This window comes from Vibrio sp. AH4, from assembly GCF_030710545.1.
GTDB classification, from domain to species: domain Bacteria; phylum Pseudomonadota; class Gammaproteobacteria; order Enterobacterales; family Vibrionaceae; genus Vibrio; species Vibrio metoecus.
Window position 1 is genome coordinate 23,180 of sequence record NZ_JALAIV010000001.1, and the last position, 16,151, is coordinate 39,330.

The window sequence follows — 16,151 nt, forward strand, 5'->3', positions numbered from 1 at the left end:
TTCAACATGGAGGCTGCTTGCCTGTTAAGCGGCCTCACCATAACAACATAGATAGACTCAATGCTACGCTTAGCTTTTTATTTCATGCTGGTGCCGTTAAAATTACGCTTCTATTTCGTTGTTCGAGTCCACTATGACCTTTTTGTGCCCCCTTTGTGAGCATCCACTAACGCTTAACCAGAACACTTATTCCTGCCTCAATCGCCACCAGTTTGATGTCGCGAAAGAAGGCTATGTTAATTTGATGCCAGTTCAGCACAAACGCTCCAAAGATCCCGGTGACAATAAAGAGATGACTCAAGCACGTCGTCGCTTTTTACACACTGGCCATTACGCTCCAATGCGTGAAAAAGTGGCAGAATTGTGCCAAAAATACCTCACTGGCCACCAACAAACACTGCTTGATATCGGTTGTGGTGAAGGTTATTACACCGACTTTTTTGCCCATACTTTGCGCCAGCAAGACAGTGAAGCTCAAACCTTTGGGTTAGATATTTCCAAAATCGCCATACGCTATGCCGCTAAACGCTACCCGGAATGCCAATTTGCTGTAGCATCTAGCCATCGATTACCGTTTTCAGAACAAAGTCTCGATGGGGTGATCCGCATTTACGCACCTTGCAAAAACACGGAATTGCAGCGCTGTGTAAAAATGGGCGGAGTGGTGATTACCGTAACGCCTGCCGCTCGCCATCTCTATCAATTTAAACAAGGCATCTACGAGCAGGTGCGTTTACATGAAGAACAACCAGAAAACCTATCCGGCTTTGAATTGGTTGAAGAGTACAAACTCCACTACCCTATGGTACTCAACGGAGCGGAAGCGGCCGACTTACTGCAAATGACCCCATTCGCATGGCGTGCCAGTGAAGAATTTAAAGAGCAAGTCAGTCAAAGTAACATTTTCGAATGTGAAGCCGATTTTATGCTCCGAGTGTATCGCAGAAAATAACTGATAACGATTCTCATTGATTGCATAAGTCAGTCGCCTCCATTACCATGAGCGCAATTTTTATGGAGGCCTTTCTTATGCGCACTATTGCGGCACTTTTCCTTTCTTTCAGCTTACTCGGCTGCTCAGCCACTCCAACGCAAGTTAGTACCTTTTATGACTATCAATTGGCGACGCCAACTGGTGAGCGGATCAGCCTACAAAGATTGCCTGCTGAAATCGAAAACGCTGACGTGATCCTGGTCGGTGAATGGCATACCCACGCAGGTATCCACCGTTTCCAGACTGATTTGCTTAAGCAGATGACGGAAAATGGCCATCCGATGGCATTGTCGATGGAACAGTTTACCCGTGATACACAGCCCTTGGTGGATGACTATCTCACTGGGAAAATTGGTGAGCAGTATCTGATCCAAAAAGGTAATGCATGGCCCAATTACGAGAGTGATTATCGCCCTTTAGTCGAGTTAGCGAAAAGCCAACAACTTCCCGTCATTGCCGCCAATGCCCCTAAACCTATCGTACGTTGCATTGGTAGAGTTGGAATGGAATATATCGATCGCTTAACACCTGAGCAGCGTCAATGGATAGCAGCCGAAATCAATACGCAAGATTCACCATACAAAAATATGTTTATGGCTTCTATGCACCACGGCAACCCCGCTCAAAATGAAAAGCAATATGCTGCGCAAATCACGTGGGATGAAACCATGGCCGAGAGCATTGTTCGCTATCTCGCCGCGAATCCTGAACGCAAAGTTCTACACATCGCCGGCATGTTCCATACTCAGCAGGGTTTAGGCACGGCGGCATCGATTTTGCGTCGCAACCCAAATCTCAAAGTTGTCATCATCACTCCTGTCGGTGAAATTTCGCCACAAAGTGATGATTATCAACTGCAGGTCCTCACTCCCCCAGTGCGCTATGTGCAAAAAGCGCATCAAGCAGAAGCGATTAACGCATTGAAAAATCGCAACACAGATCTCGTTTGCGAATAATTCAATCCTAAAACTCGTCAGATACTCAAAACAGGCACAGCATTTGCTTGCCTGTTTTTCGCACATAAAGTGTAAAAAGAGCACAAGTTTTATAGTTTGCGGTCGATAACTGATCAGAGTAATGACTTAGGAGTGATGTATGAACCCAATAGGCGCAGGAGCAGTGCAACCATTGCCATCCCACCAAACGGTGAAATATCAAGCACCTGCTAAGCCAGATACGGCCCCAGCTCCGCTGAAAGTGGAGCAGAATAAAGTTACCCTATCTGAGGAAGGCAAGGCATTGCTTGCCGCTTTGCAAGAGATTGAGAAAGAAGGTAAAACGACTGAAAATAAAGATAAAACGGTAGGAGACAAAGTCGAATCCTTCACTTATGGAGCTCTTGGCATGGATCATCCAGAAAAAGTGAAAGAAGTTGAAGACACCTCCTACTCAGCAGGGCAATATCTTTCCGCTGCGGCAACCATAGGTGGCATTCTTCTCGCCGTATTGTAAATTGTCACGTTGAACAAGCATGCACTGTGGCAGTGATACTCTGCCACAAATCAACAAAGCAGGTTGACTCAACCACTAAAAATCACCAAGATTCTTGGGTTTTAATCTGCCTAAACGAAAGCTATGTGTGAAATTTTTGCCAACCAACCTAAAGACAACTACCAATTTATCACTCGTTCAGTGCGTATTGACGGCCATGCAACCAGTGTGAGGCTCGAAGCCAGCTTCTGGCAAATTCTAGAAGAAATCGCGCAAGCTCAAGAGATGCCCCTGCCGCGTTTCATTGGTCTTATATACCGTGAGGCGCTCGAATACACTGGTGATATCACCAATTTTGCCTCTTTGCTGCGTTGTGCATGCCTTATCTATTTGCGTGACCCCACTGATGTGATGGCTCATGTCCGACATCAATTATTCGAAAACCACTCTCCGACCGCCTAAAAGAGTCGGCCTTACTATCAGAGAAATTGGTTTGTCGTACTCATCTACTACCACATCATAAGATCGAGTCATTAATATCTACTCCACATTATTGGAGGATACATGACCAAACTCATCCACACTATGTTGCGCGTTCATGACTTAGAGCGCTCGATTCATTTCTATCAGCAAGCACTACAACTGGATGTTCGTGCTCAATACGCTTTCGATAACTTCACGCTCACTTATCTTGGCAATGATGAAACAGAGGTAGAGTTAGAGCTAACGTTTAATCACCATCAATCTGAACCTTACCTTCTGGGCAACGCGTATGGGCACATTGCCGTTAGTGTGTCAGATATCGATACCACCCACCGACAGCTCATGAAAAAAGGCTTAGAACCCAGTGAGATAAAGGCACTGGACCATCACGGACAACATCTTGCTACCTTCTTTTTTCTGACCGATCCCGACGGTTACAAAATTGAGTTTTTGCAACGTCAAGGACGTTACCTATAACAATACCGAGGGAATAATTTTGATCCACTTAACCGCAATATTGCATGCTAAAACTACCCACATCCCAACGGTTCGCCGATTAGCTCAAGGCATGCTAATGCCGACTCGACAAGAAGCAGGTTGTCTTCGTTACGATCTGTTTGAACAGCAATCCAAGCAAGGCGTGTTTCTATTTCAGGAACAATTTGTTGATCAAGCCGCTTTTGAGCACCATTGTCAAAGCTCATATTTTCAACAGTTCATTGCAGACCTTGCTGGCTTATTAATGGCTGAACCTGAGATTCAGTTCTATTCCTCATTAAGCGAATAAGCAAAAGGCACTCAACGAGTGCCTTTTCAATAGCATCACCACGACAGGATTGACTAAGAGAGCACTTCTCTTAAGCGCTCTTGTGCAACTTGCACCAACAAATCCGGTTGGAACTTAGAAATAAAACGGTTACACCCGACTTTCTGTACCATTGCTTCATTAAAACTACCACTAAGTGAAGTGTTAAGCGTGATGTACAGATCTTTCATACGTGGATCATTACGGATTTCATGAGTTAACTTATACCCATCCATTTCTGGCATTTCAGCATCAGTGATCATCATCAGCAATTCTTTGTAGATATTTTTGCCCTGATCACACCAAGATTTAAGAAGGTGTAAAGCTTCCAACCCGTCGCGGCACTCAATAATATTCAAACCAAGCTGTGACAGCGTATCTTTGACCTGATTTCTTGCCGTAGAGGAATCGTCAACGATCAACACTGTACGCCCAGTCATGTCATCTAGCAGTTCATGATCCAGCACCTCTTCCGAGATAGAGACATCGTAGTGAACGATTTCTGCTAGCACTTTCTCAACATCGATGATTTCAACGATCTGGGTATTGCCTTGTTCTTTAACATGGGTAATCGCCGTCAGGTAGTTAGCCCTTCCCGCTGATTTAGGGGGCGGTTGGATCTCGGTCCATGCCGTATTAATAATGTTACGTACTTGCCCAACCAAAAAGCCCTGCACACTACGGTTATATTCGGTGATGATCAGATTTTGTTCAGTGTCCTGAGCTCGACGAGGAGGAAAACCAATAGCAGAGCGTAAGTCAATCACCGGCACGGGTTCACCACGTAAGGATGCCACGCCAGTAATATGTGGATGCGAGCCCGGCATTTTAGTCAATTGGGGTACTTTGATGACCTCTTTGACCTTAAAAACGTTTATCGCAAAAATTTGACGACTATTGAGGCTAAACAGTAACAGCTCCAATCGGTTTTCGCCGACCAGATTAGTACGCTGGTCTACCGTGTTCAAAACACCTGACATACGAAATTCCGTTAAATGAATACCTTGGTAACAGTATAGCCCCTAGGTATAAATGTAAATGTAAGCAAGGCTGAAATTCTTACTAATGAAGTTATCGATTATCCTTCGACCACTTTCATTAAGAGTAGACCATCATAGAGCGCCTGCTTAATCAAAGCAGCACCCGGCATTGTCGCCTGTTTATAAAAACGAGATTCGACCAACTGTAAATCCTGATGATAGACCGGTAGGCTCTGTTCGCGAATACATTGCTCAATCGAGGGGTATAAAATCGCTTTTGCTTGATTAATTACGCCACCGATCAAGACCTTATCTGGGTTAAATAGGTTAATCACAATCGCAATCGCAGCACCTAAATAACGCCCAAGCTGCTGAATTACGTCCACCGCCAGTGGATCTCCATCCGCAGCGGCTGCACAAATATCTTCGATAGAAATATCTTCGATTATGGCAAGGCAACTGGTTTCTCCAGCCATAATTCGAGCTTTGACCTGATCTCGTATCGCTTGTGAGGACGCCACTGTTTCTAAACAACCGTAATTTCCACAGTGACAACGCTTACCTTTGGGATCGATTTGAATATGGCCTAACTCGCCAATGTTGCCATGCCGGCCTTGCAATACTCGTCCGTCGAGTACAATCCCGGCCCCTAGTCCATGATGGATTGAAATGAGTACTGAATTATCAACATCTTGAGCATGACCAAACAATTTTTCCGCCAATGCCCATGCCCTTGTATCATTAGCAACAAAAACAGGTAACCCCGTGGCTTTATATATTTCTGGGCCTAATGCTAAATTTTTTACATTGTAGTGCGGCATTTGCAGCACAATACCTTGCTCAGAATTGACTAATCCCGGCAACGTAATGGCAATGCTAGTTACCCGATCTAATTGTGCGGAATAAGTTTGGAAAAACTCTTCAATTTCAAACAATAAACGAGCGAGAACATCATCTTGATCGATTTCGTGGATATCGATTTTGGTATCGATCAACACTTCCCCGCCCAGTTCGTGTAGGGCAATCGTGAGATAACCACGGCCAAGACGCATAGAAAGAAATTGCCATCCCATATTGTTGGTTTGTAACCCAACCGCAGGACGACCTCGGCTGATCGCCTCTTGAACCGTCGTTTCATGAATTAAGTGAGCGTCAATCAACTCACGCGTAATTTTGGTAATACTGGCTGGCGCAAGCTCACTCTCCTTCGACAAGTCGATGCGAGAGATTGGCCCTTTTTGGTCTATGAGTTTATATACGCGACCGGCATTGATCTGCTTAATGTGATCAATGTGGCCGGGTTGAGCCATGTACATGCGACGCTCCGGAATTCAACAACAAACCAATTTTTTTACTTTGCGAAGTAATTGTGAAGTTCTTTGTCAGATAGGCGTGACAAATATCACGCATATCCCTAGAAGTTTGTGTTTTATATCCAATTATTAGGCTTTATTTCCCTCTTTCATCGATTCGCACGGTATACCAAAACCGAACAAACCCAAAGTCATCATAGGAGTGATATCCCAGTTCAAACACTTACTTCACAGCAAAAACGATCTAACTTTTTCTGAGTCACTATACTGAGTATAAGCCTCGCTAATACTTTCAAATCTAAGGAACCTTGATATGAGCTCAACTTTACGTAGAACAAAAATCGTCACCACCTTAGGTCCTTCCACAGAAAGCCCCGAAATTTTAGAAGCCATCATTCGTGCAGGAGCCAATGTCGTGAGAATGAATTTCTCACACGGTACACCCGAAGATCATAAAAATAGAGCTCAAAAAGTACGTGAGATTGCGGCTAAATTAGGTCGCCATGTCGCCCTGCTCGGAGATTTGCAAGGACCCAAAATTCGCGTATCGACCTTTAAAGAAGGAAAAATCATCTTAGCGGAAGGAGCATCTTTTGTTCTTGATGCCGACTTAGCTAAAGGGGAAGGAACGATAGAAAGTGTCGGGATTGATTACAAAAAACTCCCTCAAGATGTCCGCCAAGACGATATCTTGTTGCTTGATGATGGTCGTGTGCAACTGCAAGTGATACGTGTAGAAGCCAATAAAATTCATACCACCGTGCTGGTTGGCGGACCGCTTTCCAACAATAAAGGCATCAATAAAAAAGGCGGTGGATTATCCGCCGATGCATTAACAGAAAAAGACAAAAATGATATTCGACTCGCGGCAGAAATACAGGTGGAATATTTGGCCGTGTCTTTTCCTCGCAATGGTGAAGATATGAAGTATGCGCGTCGGCTTGCCCAAGAAGCGGGATTGCATGCTCGTATGGTGGCTAAAGTTGAGCGGGCGGAAACCGTGTCTTGCGATGAAAACATTGATGATATTGTGCGTGCCTCAGATGTGATTATGGTCGCTCGGGGCGATCTCGGGGTTGAAATCGGTGACCCTGAACTGATTGCCGTCCAGAAAAAGCTGATTTCACGGGCAAAAAAGCTGAATCGGGTTGTCATTACTGCGACGCAGATGATGGAGTCCATGATCACTAACCCGATGCCAACACGTGCGGAAGTGATGGATGTGGCGAATGCGGTTCTCGATGGGACTGACGCGGTCATGCTTTCAGGGGAAACCGCAGCTGGCAAATACCCTGTCGAAACCGTTAAAGCAATGGCTGAAGTTTGTGTCGGCGCTGAAAAAATGATTGAGTCGAATGAACAAAACTATCGAATAAAAAGTGTGTTCGTCACTGAAGAAGAAGCGATTGCGATGTCGACCATTTACGCGGCAAACCATTTGGAAGGCGTCAAAGCCATGGTGACACTGACCGAATCTGGACGCACCGCATTAATGACCTCACGCCTAAACTCCGTATTCCCCATCTTTGCGATGTCGGCCAACCAAGCCACACTCAATCGCTGCGCACTATTACGAGGAGTTATCCCTTTTTACTTCGATACCAAACAAGCCAGTGGTCTTGAGGCGGCAATTGCAGCGTTAGATGCACTCAAAGAGAGAAAGCTACTCGAAGAAGGCGATTTAGTCATCATTACCCAAGGCGACATTATGGGCGTAGAAGGCTCCACCAACTGCATGAGAATACTCCCCGTTTATTAAGTTGTCGTATTACGCAAAAAGGAGGCATGGCCTCCTTTTTTGTCGCCAAGACTAGAGGAGTTTCTTACGCAACTCCCCTGCTTCACTATACGCCTTTAAAAAGCGATACCCCGCTTTAACGCCAAGCTCGTAGTCATATTCAAGATCTTCTGATGAACTCAGTAAGGAATTGGAATGAAGCGGCTCACTAGGCATGATTTGCGTAATAAAAGTATCGTCGTGATGAGCATCAAGAAATTCACTGGTTAGCGCATAAGTCTGATAATGCACCATTAATAAATCCGCTAAACCTGCGTCAAATTTACTCCCCATTAAGTGACTAAGGCGGTAAATATCATCGGCACCAAAGAGCCATCGACCGCCATTGAGAGCATCCAAATTCTTCTGATCTTTTTTCTGCTCCCTTGCTCGCAGCTTCTGCTGCTGGAAAAACTCACTCCATTCCTGACGCCATCCCGACCATTTATGCTGCCATTGCTGTTGGAGATAACTTAATGACTCGGGTAGCCAATGAGGAGACTCGATGCTCATCGGCAATGAACCCTTTTCTTCTAGTGGCGTATATTCTGTGCGGATAACGGTGATAAAGCGCGCCTCTTTACGCCACGCTTCTTGCACAGGGATCGAAGCTGAAACACCCCCATCAATATAAGGTTTACCCGCAAGAGTGACAGGTTCAGGGTAAAGACCAGGGATAGCACACGTTGCCAGTAACACTTGCTGCCAATCGCCACCTAACATCGGAAAGTAGGCATCTTGCAGATCATCTGCAGAAGTAACGGCAGCATAAGCTTTTCGCTTACCCAACACTTGACGCGCCATTCCTAAATCTAAACGGTAGGGATATTCACAAATACGATCCAATGCCCACTGCATATTCATGTATTGCTTACGCCGAATATAGCCAAACAAATGGAAAAACTCAGGTTGAGTGGTGAGTTCTAAAATAAAGGCTTTACTTAACCCCGTTTGACGGGACAAAAACGCGCACAAATTCATGGCGCCAGCAGAGGTACCGTAAAACTCATGGTAGGGGTCGAAGTTAGAGAGAAGAAAAGCGTCTAATACACCAGCAGTAAATATTCCTCTCTGGCCTCCCCCTTGGGCGACCAAAGCATGTTTACCACCGATGTATTTCGCTAAGCGCTGAGTATCGAGCTTCGTCCATGCATCAGAAACAATTCCACCACTATTCATATGCAGGACCACCCAAGACTAGTATGTAATTGCAATCACTCCAAAACTGATCAACGCAGTAAACGTGATCGCAACAATAACCAACGCAAACTTCAGATCTTGTTCCATAGCAACCTCCTTGGTGACATAACAAAGTAATAACATCGGTGTGAAGTATCTTCAAGATTTGCCGTTTTTTTGTGCACAATTATGCAGTTACTATCACAATAACTCTCATCGTCAAAAACTTGGCTAGGAACTCAAGATGCGTCAGATAAATATTTTAATTCTCAGTGTGTTACTTTTATTTTTCTCACCTTTTAGCACCGCAGATTGGATGGTAACACCATCGATGGGCTATACCATAGGCGGCACAGTGCTTAATCAAACTGGCACTCAATACGATCTAGAAAGTTCAAGTAGTTACGCATTAGCCATTGAAACCCCTTACCAAAAAGGACGTGTCGGTCTGTTTTATTTTGCTCAGCCAACTCAAGTCGAAACCCTCGTCAATCAAGATGCAAACATTCACTATTTACATTTTCAAAGTAGCATCTACTACCCTATCTCAGACAAATTTTCTTCTTTCATAGGTCTTGGCCTTGGTGGGGCGTATACGGATGTCAGTTGGGCTGATAAAAAATATGGTTTTTCAGCCAGTGCCTTTGGCGGGTTCGAATACCAAATCGCATCACATATTGCAGTAAATGCTCAGCTACGTTGGCTAGGCACAATGGTAGACAGCGATTCCACTGCAGCCTGTACATTGCCGTCATCAGAAAGCTGTATCGTAAAATTTAATTCTGACTGGCTTAATCAAGCTTCCGCTCAGATTGGTATCACGATTCGCTTCTGACCACAAAACTTTAACAAAGTCGCAAAACTGGATTTATCCCCTACGAGTTGTCTGTTTTTTAGACAGACACTCTTCGCTTTATATTAGATAGTTCTATCAGTGAAAAACTTCATTCCAGTTGTATGCACTAACATATTTACCGTACACGCAATATTCATCGAAAAATCGACAGAAAAACAAAAAATACAACCCATCAACAACAATATTTTAACCTATAGAATCTATTGCCACCAAAAAAATAAAACGGTAGTCTCGAATCATTGCGTAGCTGATTATTTCAGATTCCGCAAACACACATCGCGTAACTAAGAATAAAATCCTAGGTTTTCGCTCAGCAATCAATATATATAACTAACTTTTTGCAGAATCATGGATGATAGAGCAAAAGTTCACCGCACAAAAACAGTACGGATAACTTGTTTTTCCATCCTCAGATTCAGCGACCGCTGACGAAAAGCTTCATACCCTAGGATATTGCAAGGAGTTGTTTATGAAGCGAGAACAATGGGGATCCCGTGTTGGATTCGTATTAGCTGCCGTAGGTTCGGCGATTGGTCTTGGTAATATTTGGCGTTTCCCTTACATGGCTTATGAAAATGGTGGGGGTGCCTTTTTTATTCCTTACCTGTTTGCCATGGTCACCGCGGGTATTCCGTTTATGATCCTCGAGTTTGGCATGGGGCAAAAGCATCGTGGTTCTGCACCCACGACCCTAGCCAAAATTCATTCTAAATTTGAATGGCTTGGTTGGTTCCAAGTAGGCATTGCTGCTGTCATTGCTGTGTACTACGTCGCCGTTATTGGTTGGGCTATCTCTTATTTCGGAATGTCGTTTACCCAAAGTTGGGGCAGTGATACCAATGCTTTTTTCTTTAGTGAATATCTAAAGTTAGGGGATAACTCACCGACCAATCTTGGCGGAATTCAGTGGCAAATTGCATTTGCTATGCTCATCGCCTGGGTGATCACTTATGCAGCCATTGTAGGTGGTGTGAAAAAAGGGATTGAACGTGCATCGAAAATCATGATGCCCGTTCTGTTTATCATGGTACTTATTCTTATTGCTCGAATGATTTTCCTCCCTGGTGCTTTAGATGGTGTGAACTACATGTTCCAACCTGATTTCAGCAAAATTTGGGATGTGAAAGTGTGGGCAGCGGCATACGGACAGATTTTCTTCACGCTCAGTATTGGCTTTGCCATCATGCTGGCTTATTCAAGCTATTTGCCTGAGAAATCAGACATCACAAACAATGCCTTCATGACGGTGCTTATCAACTGTGGCTTCTCAGTGCTCGCAGGTATCATGATCTTCTCTGTTTTGGGCTACATGGCTCAAGAACAAGGAAAACCATTAACTGAAGTGGTTTCTGCGGGTGTAGGTCTTGCGTTCGTCACTTTACCAGCGGCGATTAACTTACTTCCTATCCCCTATATCCTTGGTCCTTTGTTCTTCCTCGCTCTTGTTGTAGCGGGTTTGAGCTCTCACATTTCAATCATGGAAGCCGTAACGTCTGCGATTATCGATAAACTGGGCTGGAGTCGTAAAAAAGCAGCAAACGTGGTGATTGGTACAGGCGTACTCGTTTCGATGGCCTTTGCAACCAATGGAGGCTTACTACTGCTGGATCTGGTTGACCATTTCGCCAACAACGTCGGTATTATGGCGAGTTGTTTAGTAGAGCTGATCCTCATGACTTGGCTGCTCAAAATTTCAGATGTACGTAAGTACGTGAACAGTATTTCAGACTTCAACATCGGTGTATGGTTTGATATTTGCCTGCGCTTCGTATCCCCCGTCATTCTGGCTATTATTGTGGCGACAAAACTGCAAACGCTGTTTACCGAAGGCTATGGTGGTTATGATTTAACACTGGGTTGGGCCATTATCGCGGCACTCTTGGTGATTGGAGTTCTTATCAATGCAGGTTCACGCAAGGAGGCATACTAATGACAATCAGTGCAATTATTATGATGATCATCGGTCTAGGGATCACATGGGGTGGTGCTGCCATCTGTATTAAAAAAGCCATGAATAAATAATTCATCGCCTTATATCAAGGCCAGCTCATGCTGGCCTATTTTATTTAAAAACGGTAAATCACACCGACAGCTGCGCCTAGCTGTAGCTCTGCACCACTGTAAAAATTCACTTGTGGACTCAGTTGTCCGTATAGATCAACGTTAGGTACCACAGTCCAATCGAGCCCAATTGGTAGCCTAACACCAAATTCATCATCCCACTCAGCCCATGCACCTGCACCGACATACCAACTTAGCGGCGTTGATGACGATAAATCGCCGCGTTTAAACAGGTAATCAGCAGCCATACCGTCATTACCCACCGTTAATCGATATTGTTGCCCTAACTCAACAACAGCACTCAATCCTTGATCTACTGCCATACCCACAGCCACATTATTCGAATTGGCAAATGCAGCGTTTGAAACACACAACGCCCCTAAAACAATCAATCTCAAGTTCACAATACATTCCTGTCCTTGATAAAAAATGAAGCGTAAATTTACTTGGCTTACTGAAAAAAGTGTCAAGCGGGTGTTAACCGAAGAGTCTTATTGACAAAAAACGAGAAAGCGGGCGACTCATTCAAATGCTGATGCACTACGATCGCTTCACTCTCAACGCCAAGCCCAACCAGTTGAATAAACAATCACCGCGGCTAAAAGCGGTAGTTTAGGGATGACAATAAAAAAGGAGACCAGTGGTCTCCTTTTCTCTAGGGGGAAGAATGAGATTAGCCGTGGTTACGGATCCACTCATCCATGTCTGTTTTTAAGTTGTCTGATTTAGTACCGAAAATTGCTTGTACACCACCAGAAACCATCACAACACCCGCTGCACCAAGCTTTTTCAGCTTGTCTTGATCCACTAGAGCAGTATCCGCTACTGATACACGTAGGCGTGTGATACAAGCATCTAGGTTAGTGATGTTGGCTTTGCCACCAAATGCAGCAACCAGTTCACCAGCTAGCTCATTACCAGTAGTCATTGTACTGTCAGCGCTCTCGTCTTCACGACCTGGAGTTTTCAGGTTCAGAGTACGAATCACGAAAGTAAATACTACGTAGTACAGTGCTGCATAAGCAATGCCCAAACCGACCAGTAGCAGCATGTTGTCTGCGCGTGGTGATTGAACAACGAAATCGATGAAACCGTTAGAGAACGTATGGCCGTGAACCACGCCCAGAGCGTTAGTCAGAACATAAGCTAGACCAGCAAGAACAGCGTGGATAGCGTACAGAACTGGAGCAACGAACAGGAATGAGAACTCGATTGGCTCAGTAATACCGGTCAGGAATGATGTCAGAGCTGCAGAAGCCATGATACCCATTACTTTGGCACGGTTTTCTGGTTTAGCACAATGAGCGATAGCAAAAGCCGCTGCTGGCAAACCGAACATTTTGAACAGGTAACCACCCGCAAGTTGACCGAAACCATTACCTGCTGCACGAGATGCATCATCTGCAGTCAGGAAGCAAGTCATGATACCGTGAACAGTTTCACCAGCACCATTCACACAAGTACCTGCTTGATAGAAGAAAGGTACGTTCCAAATGTGGTGTAGACCGAATGGGATCAGAGAACGTTCAACAATACCGTAAATACCAAATGCGGTTACCGGGTTTTGGTTTGCTGCCCAATCAGAGAAAGTCGCAATAGCAGAACCGATTGGTGGCCAAATGAATGACAGAACCACACCCAGTGCAATTGAAATGAAACCAGTAATAATAGGTACTGCACGTTTACCCGCGAAGAAGCCTAGGTACTCAGGCAGTTGGATTTTGTAGAAACGGTTGAAAGACCAAGCCGCTACACCACCCGCTAAAATACCACCCAGTACGCCTGTTTCGATATTATCAACGCCCATTACTGTTGCCATCACTTTCAGTGTAGCAACCATAATGCCGTAGCCAACGATAGCAGAAAGACCTGATACGCCGTCATTGTTAGTAAAGCCAAGTGCTACGCCTACCGCAAACAGCAAAGCCATTTGACCGAAGACTGAACCACCCGCTTGTTCCATAAGATTTGATACAACCTCTGGCAGCCAGCTAAAGTTAGCGGCACCAACGCCCAGCAAAATACCGGCGACAGGCAATACTGATACTGGCAGCATCAGCGCCTTACCGACCTTTTGCAGATTCGCAAAAGCGTTCTTAAACATGTTTATGCTCCTGATTAAGTTATTAGAATTGCTGGGGCTAACGGCATACCCCCGTAGCCTAAATGTTAGCACCCAGTGAAAATGTAACCACTTTTTGCATTATATTTTCCGGCTCTAAATATATCTTGATAACCCTCAAATTTTCTAGTTTGCGAAGAAATTAAGTTTCAAATTACTAATTAGATCACAATCAGCGGACCTCATTTTCCAACCAAAAAATGACAATAACTACATGTTTTATATAAAATTAATAATTGATAGCATTAATTTTACTGGGTAAATAAAATAAGCACGCATGTTATTTTTAGTAACAAAATTACATTTCCATTAAATTAGCTCTAATTTTCAACAGATAGAGTAAACACTCGCTTATTTGTAATTTCTTATTTATTTGGCGAATAAAAAAGCGAGCAAATGCTCGCTTTTTTATCTAATTATGATTTTTATCGCAAAAAAAGATCTTTGAAATTATTGGTGGTTTTTTCAGCAATCTCGGTGAGAGACACCCCTTTTAGCTGGGCAATATAGGCTGCGACTTCTACCACATACGCGGGTTGATTCTCTTTTCCCCGATGAGGAATGGGAGCTAAATAAGGCGAGTCAGTCTCAATCAATAAACGCTCAAGTGGTAAGGTTTTCACCACTTCTTTCAACTCTGTAGCCTGACGAAATGTAACAATCCCAGAGATTGAGATATAAAAGCCCAAATCCATCGCGGCCTGTGCAAAAGGCAAATCTTCGGTAAAACAGTGGATCACACCACCACAGCGCTCTGCATGCCCCTCTCTTAACAGTTGCAAAGTGTCTTGTTGAGCATTACGGGTATGGATTATCAGCGGCTTATTCAGTGCGACCGCGGTTTCAATTTGCTGTCGAAAACGCAATTTTTGTAAGTCGGCAGTTTCAGGTTGATAGTGATAATCTAAGCCTGTTTCACCTATCGCAACCACTTTAGGATGCTGCGCATACTGATGGAACAGATCGAGAGAAAATTCACTCTCAACATCCAATGGATGAACACCACAAGAGGCATACACTTGCGGATAAGGATCAATCATCTGCAACATATTAGGGAAAGAGTCGAGCGTGACGCCCACGGACAACAAATGCTCAACTTTTGCTTGATGTGCTTTGGCAATCACATCACTCACATCCGTGTGCAGTTCTTGGTAATCCAACTTGTCCAGATGACAATGTGAGTCTACAAACATGTTTCCTCAGTAATAAATTGGTTAAACCATTGCAGCAGCAGCAACTCTGAATTCAATCCTGTAAATTGACTCAACTGTTCCTTCAATGCTTCAAGAGCGGCGGTCTGTGCGTAAAGTTTATGATAGTGAAAACGCTTTGCTAGTAAGGCACTAGCGGGGGTGAAATACGCTTCCTGCACCCCAAATTGGATTTTCTGAGCATCGGTCAGCACACACCAAATCCAATCTAGATGGTTCATTAAATCGGCATCAATAAGAGAGATACACTTGAGTTGGGCACTCATGTCTCCCGCGACTGCGGCAACCAATTGTGATTCAATCTCACGGTATTTCTCCACTCCTCCCTCAAGCATAAACGCACGAGCCTTGAGGGGCGAATCAGCACAAAGATGGAGAGCATAAGCCGGAGCTGTAATGCCTTGCTCTTGTAACCATGCCAATACCAATTGCGTGGATGGCGCGGTAACCATGAGCTTTTGGCAACGACTCACAATCGTTGGTAGCAAATGATGCACGTGTGCGGTAGCTAAAATGAATACACAATCAGCAGCAGGCTCTTCAAGAGTTTTCAATAGCGCATTCGCTGCCGATTCATTCATCGCATCCGCAGGATTAATCACGATCAAACGATAACCAGACAGTTGTGATGACTCTTGGGCAATTCGATTTATATGACGAATTTGATCGACGGTAATCGACTTGCCCACTTTTTCAGGGGCAATGATATGAAAGTCCGGATGATGACCAGCTTGCATCAACCCACAGCTATGGCAAAAACCGCATGGTTCATTTTGGCGACTCGTGCACATTAAAGTGCGAGCCATATAGTCCACTAAGTTTTCAACCCCAGAACCTTCAGGCGCTTGAATTAAAGTCGCCGCCGATAACTTTTCTGCCATCAGTCTAGCTTGCCAGGGTTGCCAAACTGGCACTAACCAAGGGTAAAGCGCACTCATA

General features: G+C 44.4%; 18 protein-coding genes. 10 read left to right on the top strand and 8 right to left on the bottom strand.

Features of this window, described 5'->3' with window-relative positions:
• Positions 1–133 precede the first annotated feature (133 nt).
• The 6 genes from rlmA to MKA69_RS00145 all read left to right on the top strand — a co-directional run bounded on the left by rlmA (position 134) and on the right by MKA69_RS00145 (position 3,695).
• On the top strand, positions 134–952 hold the full coding sequence (gene rlmA, locus MKA69_RS00120) for a 23S rRNA (guanine(745)-N(1))-methyltransferase (protein ID WP_305847330.1): 819 nt from the start codon (positions 134–136) through the stop codon (positions 950–952).
• A gap of 77 nt (positions 953–1,029) precedes the next feature.
• Positions 1,030–1,950: a ChaN family lipoprotein gene (locus MKA69_RS00125; protein WP_305847331.1), complete on the top strand. Its 921-nt coding sequence runs from the start codon at positions 1,030–1,032 to the stop codon at positions 1,948–1,950.
• A gap of 139 nt (positions 1,951–2,089) precedes the next feature.
• The gene (locus tag MKA69_RS00130; RefSeq protein ID WP_305847332.1) at positions 2,090–2,446 is read left to right on the top strand and encodes a hypothetical protein; all 357 of its coding nucleotides are present in this window, start codon (positions 2,090–2,092) and stop codon (positions 2,444–2,446) included.
• 123 nt (positions 2,447–2,569) lie between these two features.
• Positions 2,570–2,887: a ribbon-helix-helix domain-containing protein gene (locus MKA69_RS00135; protein WP_305847333.1), complete on the top strand. Its 318-nt coding sequence runs from the start codon at positions 2,570–2,572 to the stop codon at positions 2,885–2,887.
• Positions 2,888–2,989: 102 nt separating this feature from the next.
• Entirely contained in the window at positions 2,990–3,385 is a 396-nt protein-coding gene (locus MKA69_RS00140; RefSeq protein ID WP_000163720.1) for a VOC family protein, read from the top strand.
• A gap of 19 nt (positions 3,386–3,404) precedes the next feature.
• Positions 3,405–3,695 carry a putative quinol monooxygenase gene (locus tag MKA69_RS00145; RefSeq protein WP_095458593.1) on the top strand — a complete coding sequence of 97 codons (291 nt, stop codon included), beginning with the start codon at positions 3,405–3,407 and terminating at the stop codon, positions 3,693–3,695.
• A 53-nt stretch (positions 3,696–3,748) separates the two neighbouring features.
• Here MKA69_RS00145 and MKA69_RS00150 read toward each other — a convergent pair whose 3' ends face one another.
• Positions 3,749–4,693, bottom strand: a complete 945-nt coding sequence (locus tag MKA69_RS00150; protein ID WP_000017254.1) for a chemotaxis protein CheV — start codon at positions 4,691–4,693, stop codon at positions 3,749–3,751.
• Positions 4,694–4,791: 98 nt separating this feature from the next.
• Positions 4,792–6,009 (bottom strand): ROK family protein, encoded by a 1,218-nt coding sequence (locus MKA69_RS00155; RefSeq protein ID WP_055029996.1) that lies wholly within the window; start codon positions 6,007–6,009, stop codon positions 4,792–4,794.
• Between the two features lie 310 nt (positions 6,010–6,319).
• Between MKA69_RS00155 and pyk the strand changes: the two genes are divergently transcribed.
• Entirely contained in the window at positions 6,320–7,765 is a 1,446-nt protein-coding gene (gene pyk / locus MKA69_RS00160) for a pyruvate kinase (RefSeq protein ID WP_055032943.1), read from the top strand.
• A 51-nt stretch (positions 7,766–7,816) separates the two neighbouring features.
• Here the strand turns inward: pyk and MKA69_RS00165 are convergent, their stop codons facing one another.
• On the bottom strand, positions 7,817–8,962 hold the full coding sequence (locus MKA69_RS00165) for a patatin family protein (RefSeq protein ID WP_055034725.1): 1,146 nt from the start codon (positions 8,960–8,962) through the stop codon (positions 7,817–7,819).
• An 18-nt stretch (positions 8,963–8,980) separates the two neighbouring features.
• Complete coding sequence (locus MKA69_RS00170; RefSeq protein WP_141237765.1) at positions 8,981–9,070, bottom strand: YnhF family membrane protein; 90 nt, start codon at positions 9,068–9,070, stop codon at positions 8,981–8,983.
• A gap of 136 nt (positions 9,071–9,206) precedes the next feature.
• Here MKA69_RS00170 and MKA69_RS00175 point away from each other — a divergent pair, with 136 nt between their 5' ends.
• The 3 genes from MKA69_RS00175 (at position 9,207) to MKA69_RS00185 (ending at position 11,840) form a co-directional block, all read left to right on the top strand.
• Positions 9,207–9,797 (top strand): outer membrane beta-barrel protein, encoded by a 591-nt coding sequence (locus MKA69_RS00175; protein ID WP_055029993.1) that lies wholly within the window; start codon positions 9,207–9,209, stop codon positions 9,795–9,797.
• Positions 9,798–10,287: 490 nt separating this feature from the next.
• Positions 10,288–11,748 carry a sodium-dependent transporter gene (locus MKA69_RS00180; protein WP_000818000.1) on the top strand — a complete coding sequence of 487 codons (1,461 nt, stop codon included), beginning with the start codon at positions 10,288–10,290 and terminating at the stop codon, positions 11,746–11,748.
• Positions 11,748–11,840: a MetS family NSS transporter small subunit gene (locus MKA69_RS00185; protein ID WP_000155613.1), complete on the top strand. Its 93-nt coding sequence runs from the start codon at positions 11,748–11,750 to the stop codon at positions 11,838–11,840. The genes MKA69_RS00180 and MKA69_RS00185 overlap by 1 nt, the downstream gene beginning before the upstream one ends.
• 44 nt (positions 11,841–11,884) lie before the next feature.
• On the opposite strand, the gene MKA69_RS00190 is transcribed toward MKA69_RS00185, so the two are convergent.
• From MKA69_RS00190 to MKA69_RS00205, 4 genes are all read right to left on the bottom strand, one after another.
• The gene (locus tag MKA69_RS00190; RefSeq protein ID WP_001053544.1) at positions 11,885–12,283 is read right to left on the bottom strand and encodes a hypothetical protein; all 399 of its coding nucleotides are present in this window, start codon (positions 12,281–12,283) and stop codon (positions 11,885–11,887) included.
• A 269-nt stretch (positions 12,284–12,552) separates the two neighbouring features.
• Complete coding sequence (gene ptsG, locus MKA69_RS00195) at positions 12,553–13,983, bottom strand: PTS glucose transporter subunit IIBC (RefSeq protein ID WP_055029990.1); 1,431 nt, start codon at positions 13,981–13,983, stop codon at positions 12,553–12,555.
• A 443-nt stretch (positions 13,984–14,426) separates the two neighbouring features.
• A complete protein-coding gene (locus MKA69_RS00200; protein ID WP_305847334.1) occupies positions 14,427–15,194 on the bottom strand; it encodes a TatD family hydrolase in 768 nt (255 codons plus the stop codon).
• Positions 15,185–16,150, bottom strand: a complete 966-nt coding sequence (locus MKA69_RS00205) for a DNA polymerase III subunit delta' (RefSeq protein WP_371131790.1) — start codon at positions 16,148–16,150, stop codon at positions 15,185–15,187. Before MKA69_RS00205 ends, MKA69_RS00200 begins: the two co-directional genes overlap by 10 nt.
• Position 16,151: the final 1 nt, after the last annotated feature.

Bases quoted from the DNA above. Each gene is read 5' to 3' on its own strand.
- rlmA (WP_305847330.1), top strand. From the start codon at position 134: ATGACCTTTTTGTGCCCCCTTTGTGAGCATCCACTAACGCTTAACCAG.
- MKA69_RS00135 (WP_305847333.1), top strand. From the start codon at position 2,570: ATGTGTGAAATTTTTGCCAACCAACCTAAAGACAACTACCAATTTATC.
- MKA69_RS00155 (WP_055029996.1), bottom strand. From the start codon at position 6,009: ATGTACATGGCTCAACCCGGCCACATTGATCACATTAAGCAGATCAAT.
- MKA69_RS00125 (WP_305847331.1), top strand. From the start codon at position 1,030: ATGCGCACTATTGCGGCACTTTTCCTTTCTTTCAGCTTACTCGGCTGC.
- MKA69_RS00170 (WP_141237765.1), bottom strand. From the start codon at position 9,070: ATGGAACAAGATCTGAAGTTTGCGTTGGTTATTGTTGCGATCACGTTT.
- MKA69_RS00140 (WP_000163720.1), top strand. From the start codon at position 2,990: ATGACCAAACTCATCCACACTATGTTGCGCGTTCATGACTTAGAGCGC.
- MKA69_RS00200 (WP_305847334.1), bottom strand. From the start codon at position 15,194: ATGTTTGTAGACTCACATTGTCATCTGGACAAGTTGGATTACCAAGAA.
- ptsG (WP_055029990.1), bottom strand. From the start codon at position 13,983: ATGTTTAAGAACGCTTTTGCGAATCTGCAAAAGGTCGGTAAGGCGCTG.
- MKA69_RS00175 (WP_055029993.1), top strand. From the start codon at position 9,207: ATGCGTCAGATAAATATTTTAATTCTCAGTGTGTTACTTTTATTTTTC.
- MKA69_RS00130 (WP_305847332.1), top strand. From the start codon at position 2,090: ATGAACCCAATAGGCGCAGGAGCAGTGCAACCATTGCCATCCCACCAA.
- MKA69_RS00180 (WP_000818000.1), top strand. From the start codon at position 10,288: ATGAAGCGAGAACAATGGGGATCCCGTGTTGGATTCGTATTAGCTGCC.
- MKA69_RS00165 (WP_055034725.1), bottom strand. From the start codon at position 8,962: ATGAATAGTGGTGGAATTGTTTCTGATGCATGGACGAAGCTCGATACT.
- MKA69_RS00205 (WP_371131790.1), bottom strand. From the start codon at position 16,150: ATGAGTGCGCTTTACCCTTGGTTAGTGCCAGTTTGGCAACCCTGGCAA.
- pyk (WP_055032943.1), top strand. From the start codon at position 6,320: ATGAGCTCAACTTTACGTAGAACAAAAATCGTCACCACCTTAGGTCCT.
- MKA69_RS00185 (WP_000155613.1), top strand. From the start codon at position 11,748: ATGACAATCAGTGCAATTATTATGATGATCATCGGTCTAGGGATCACA.
- MKA69_RS00150 (WP_000017254.1), bottom strand. From the start codon at position 4,693: ATGTCAGGTGTTTTGAACACGGTAGACCAGCGTACTAATCTGGTCGGC.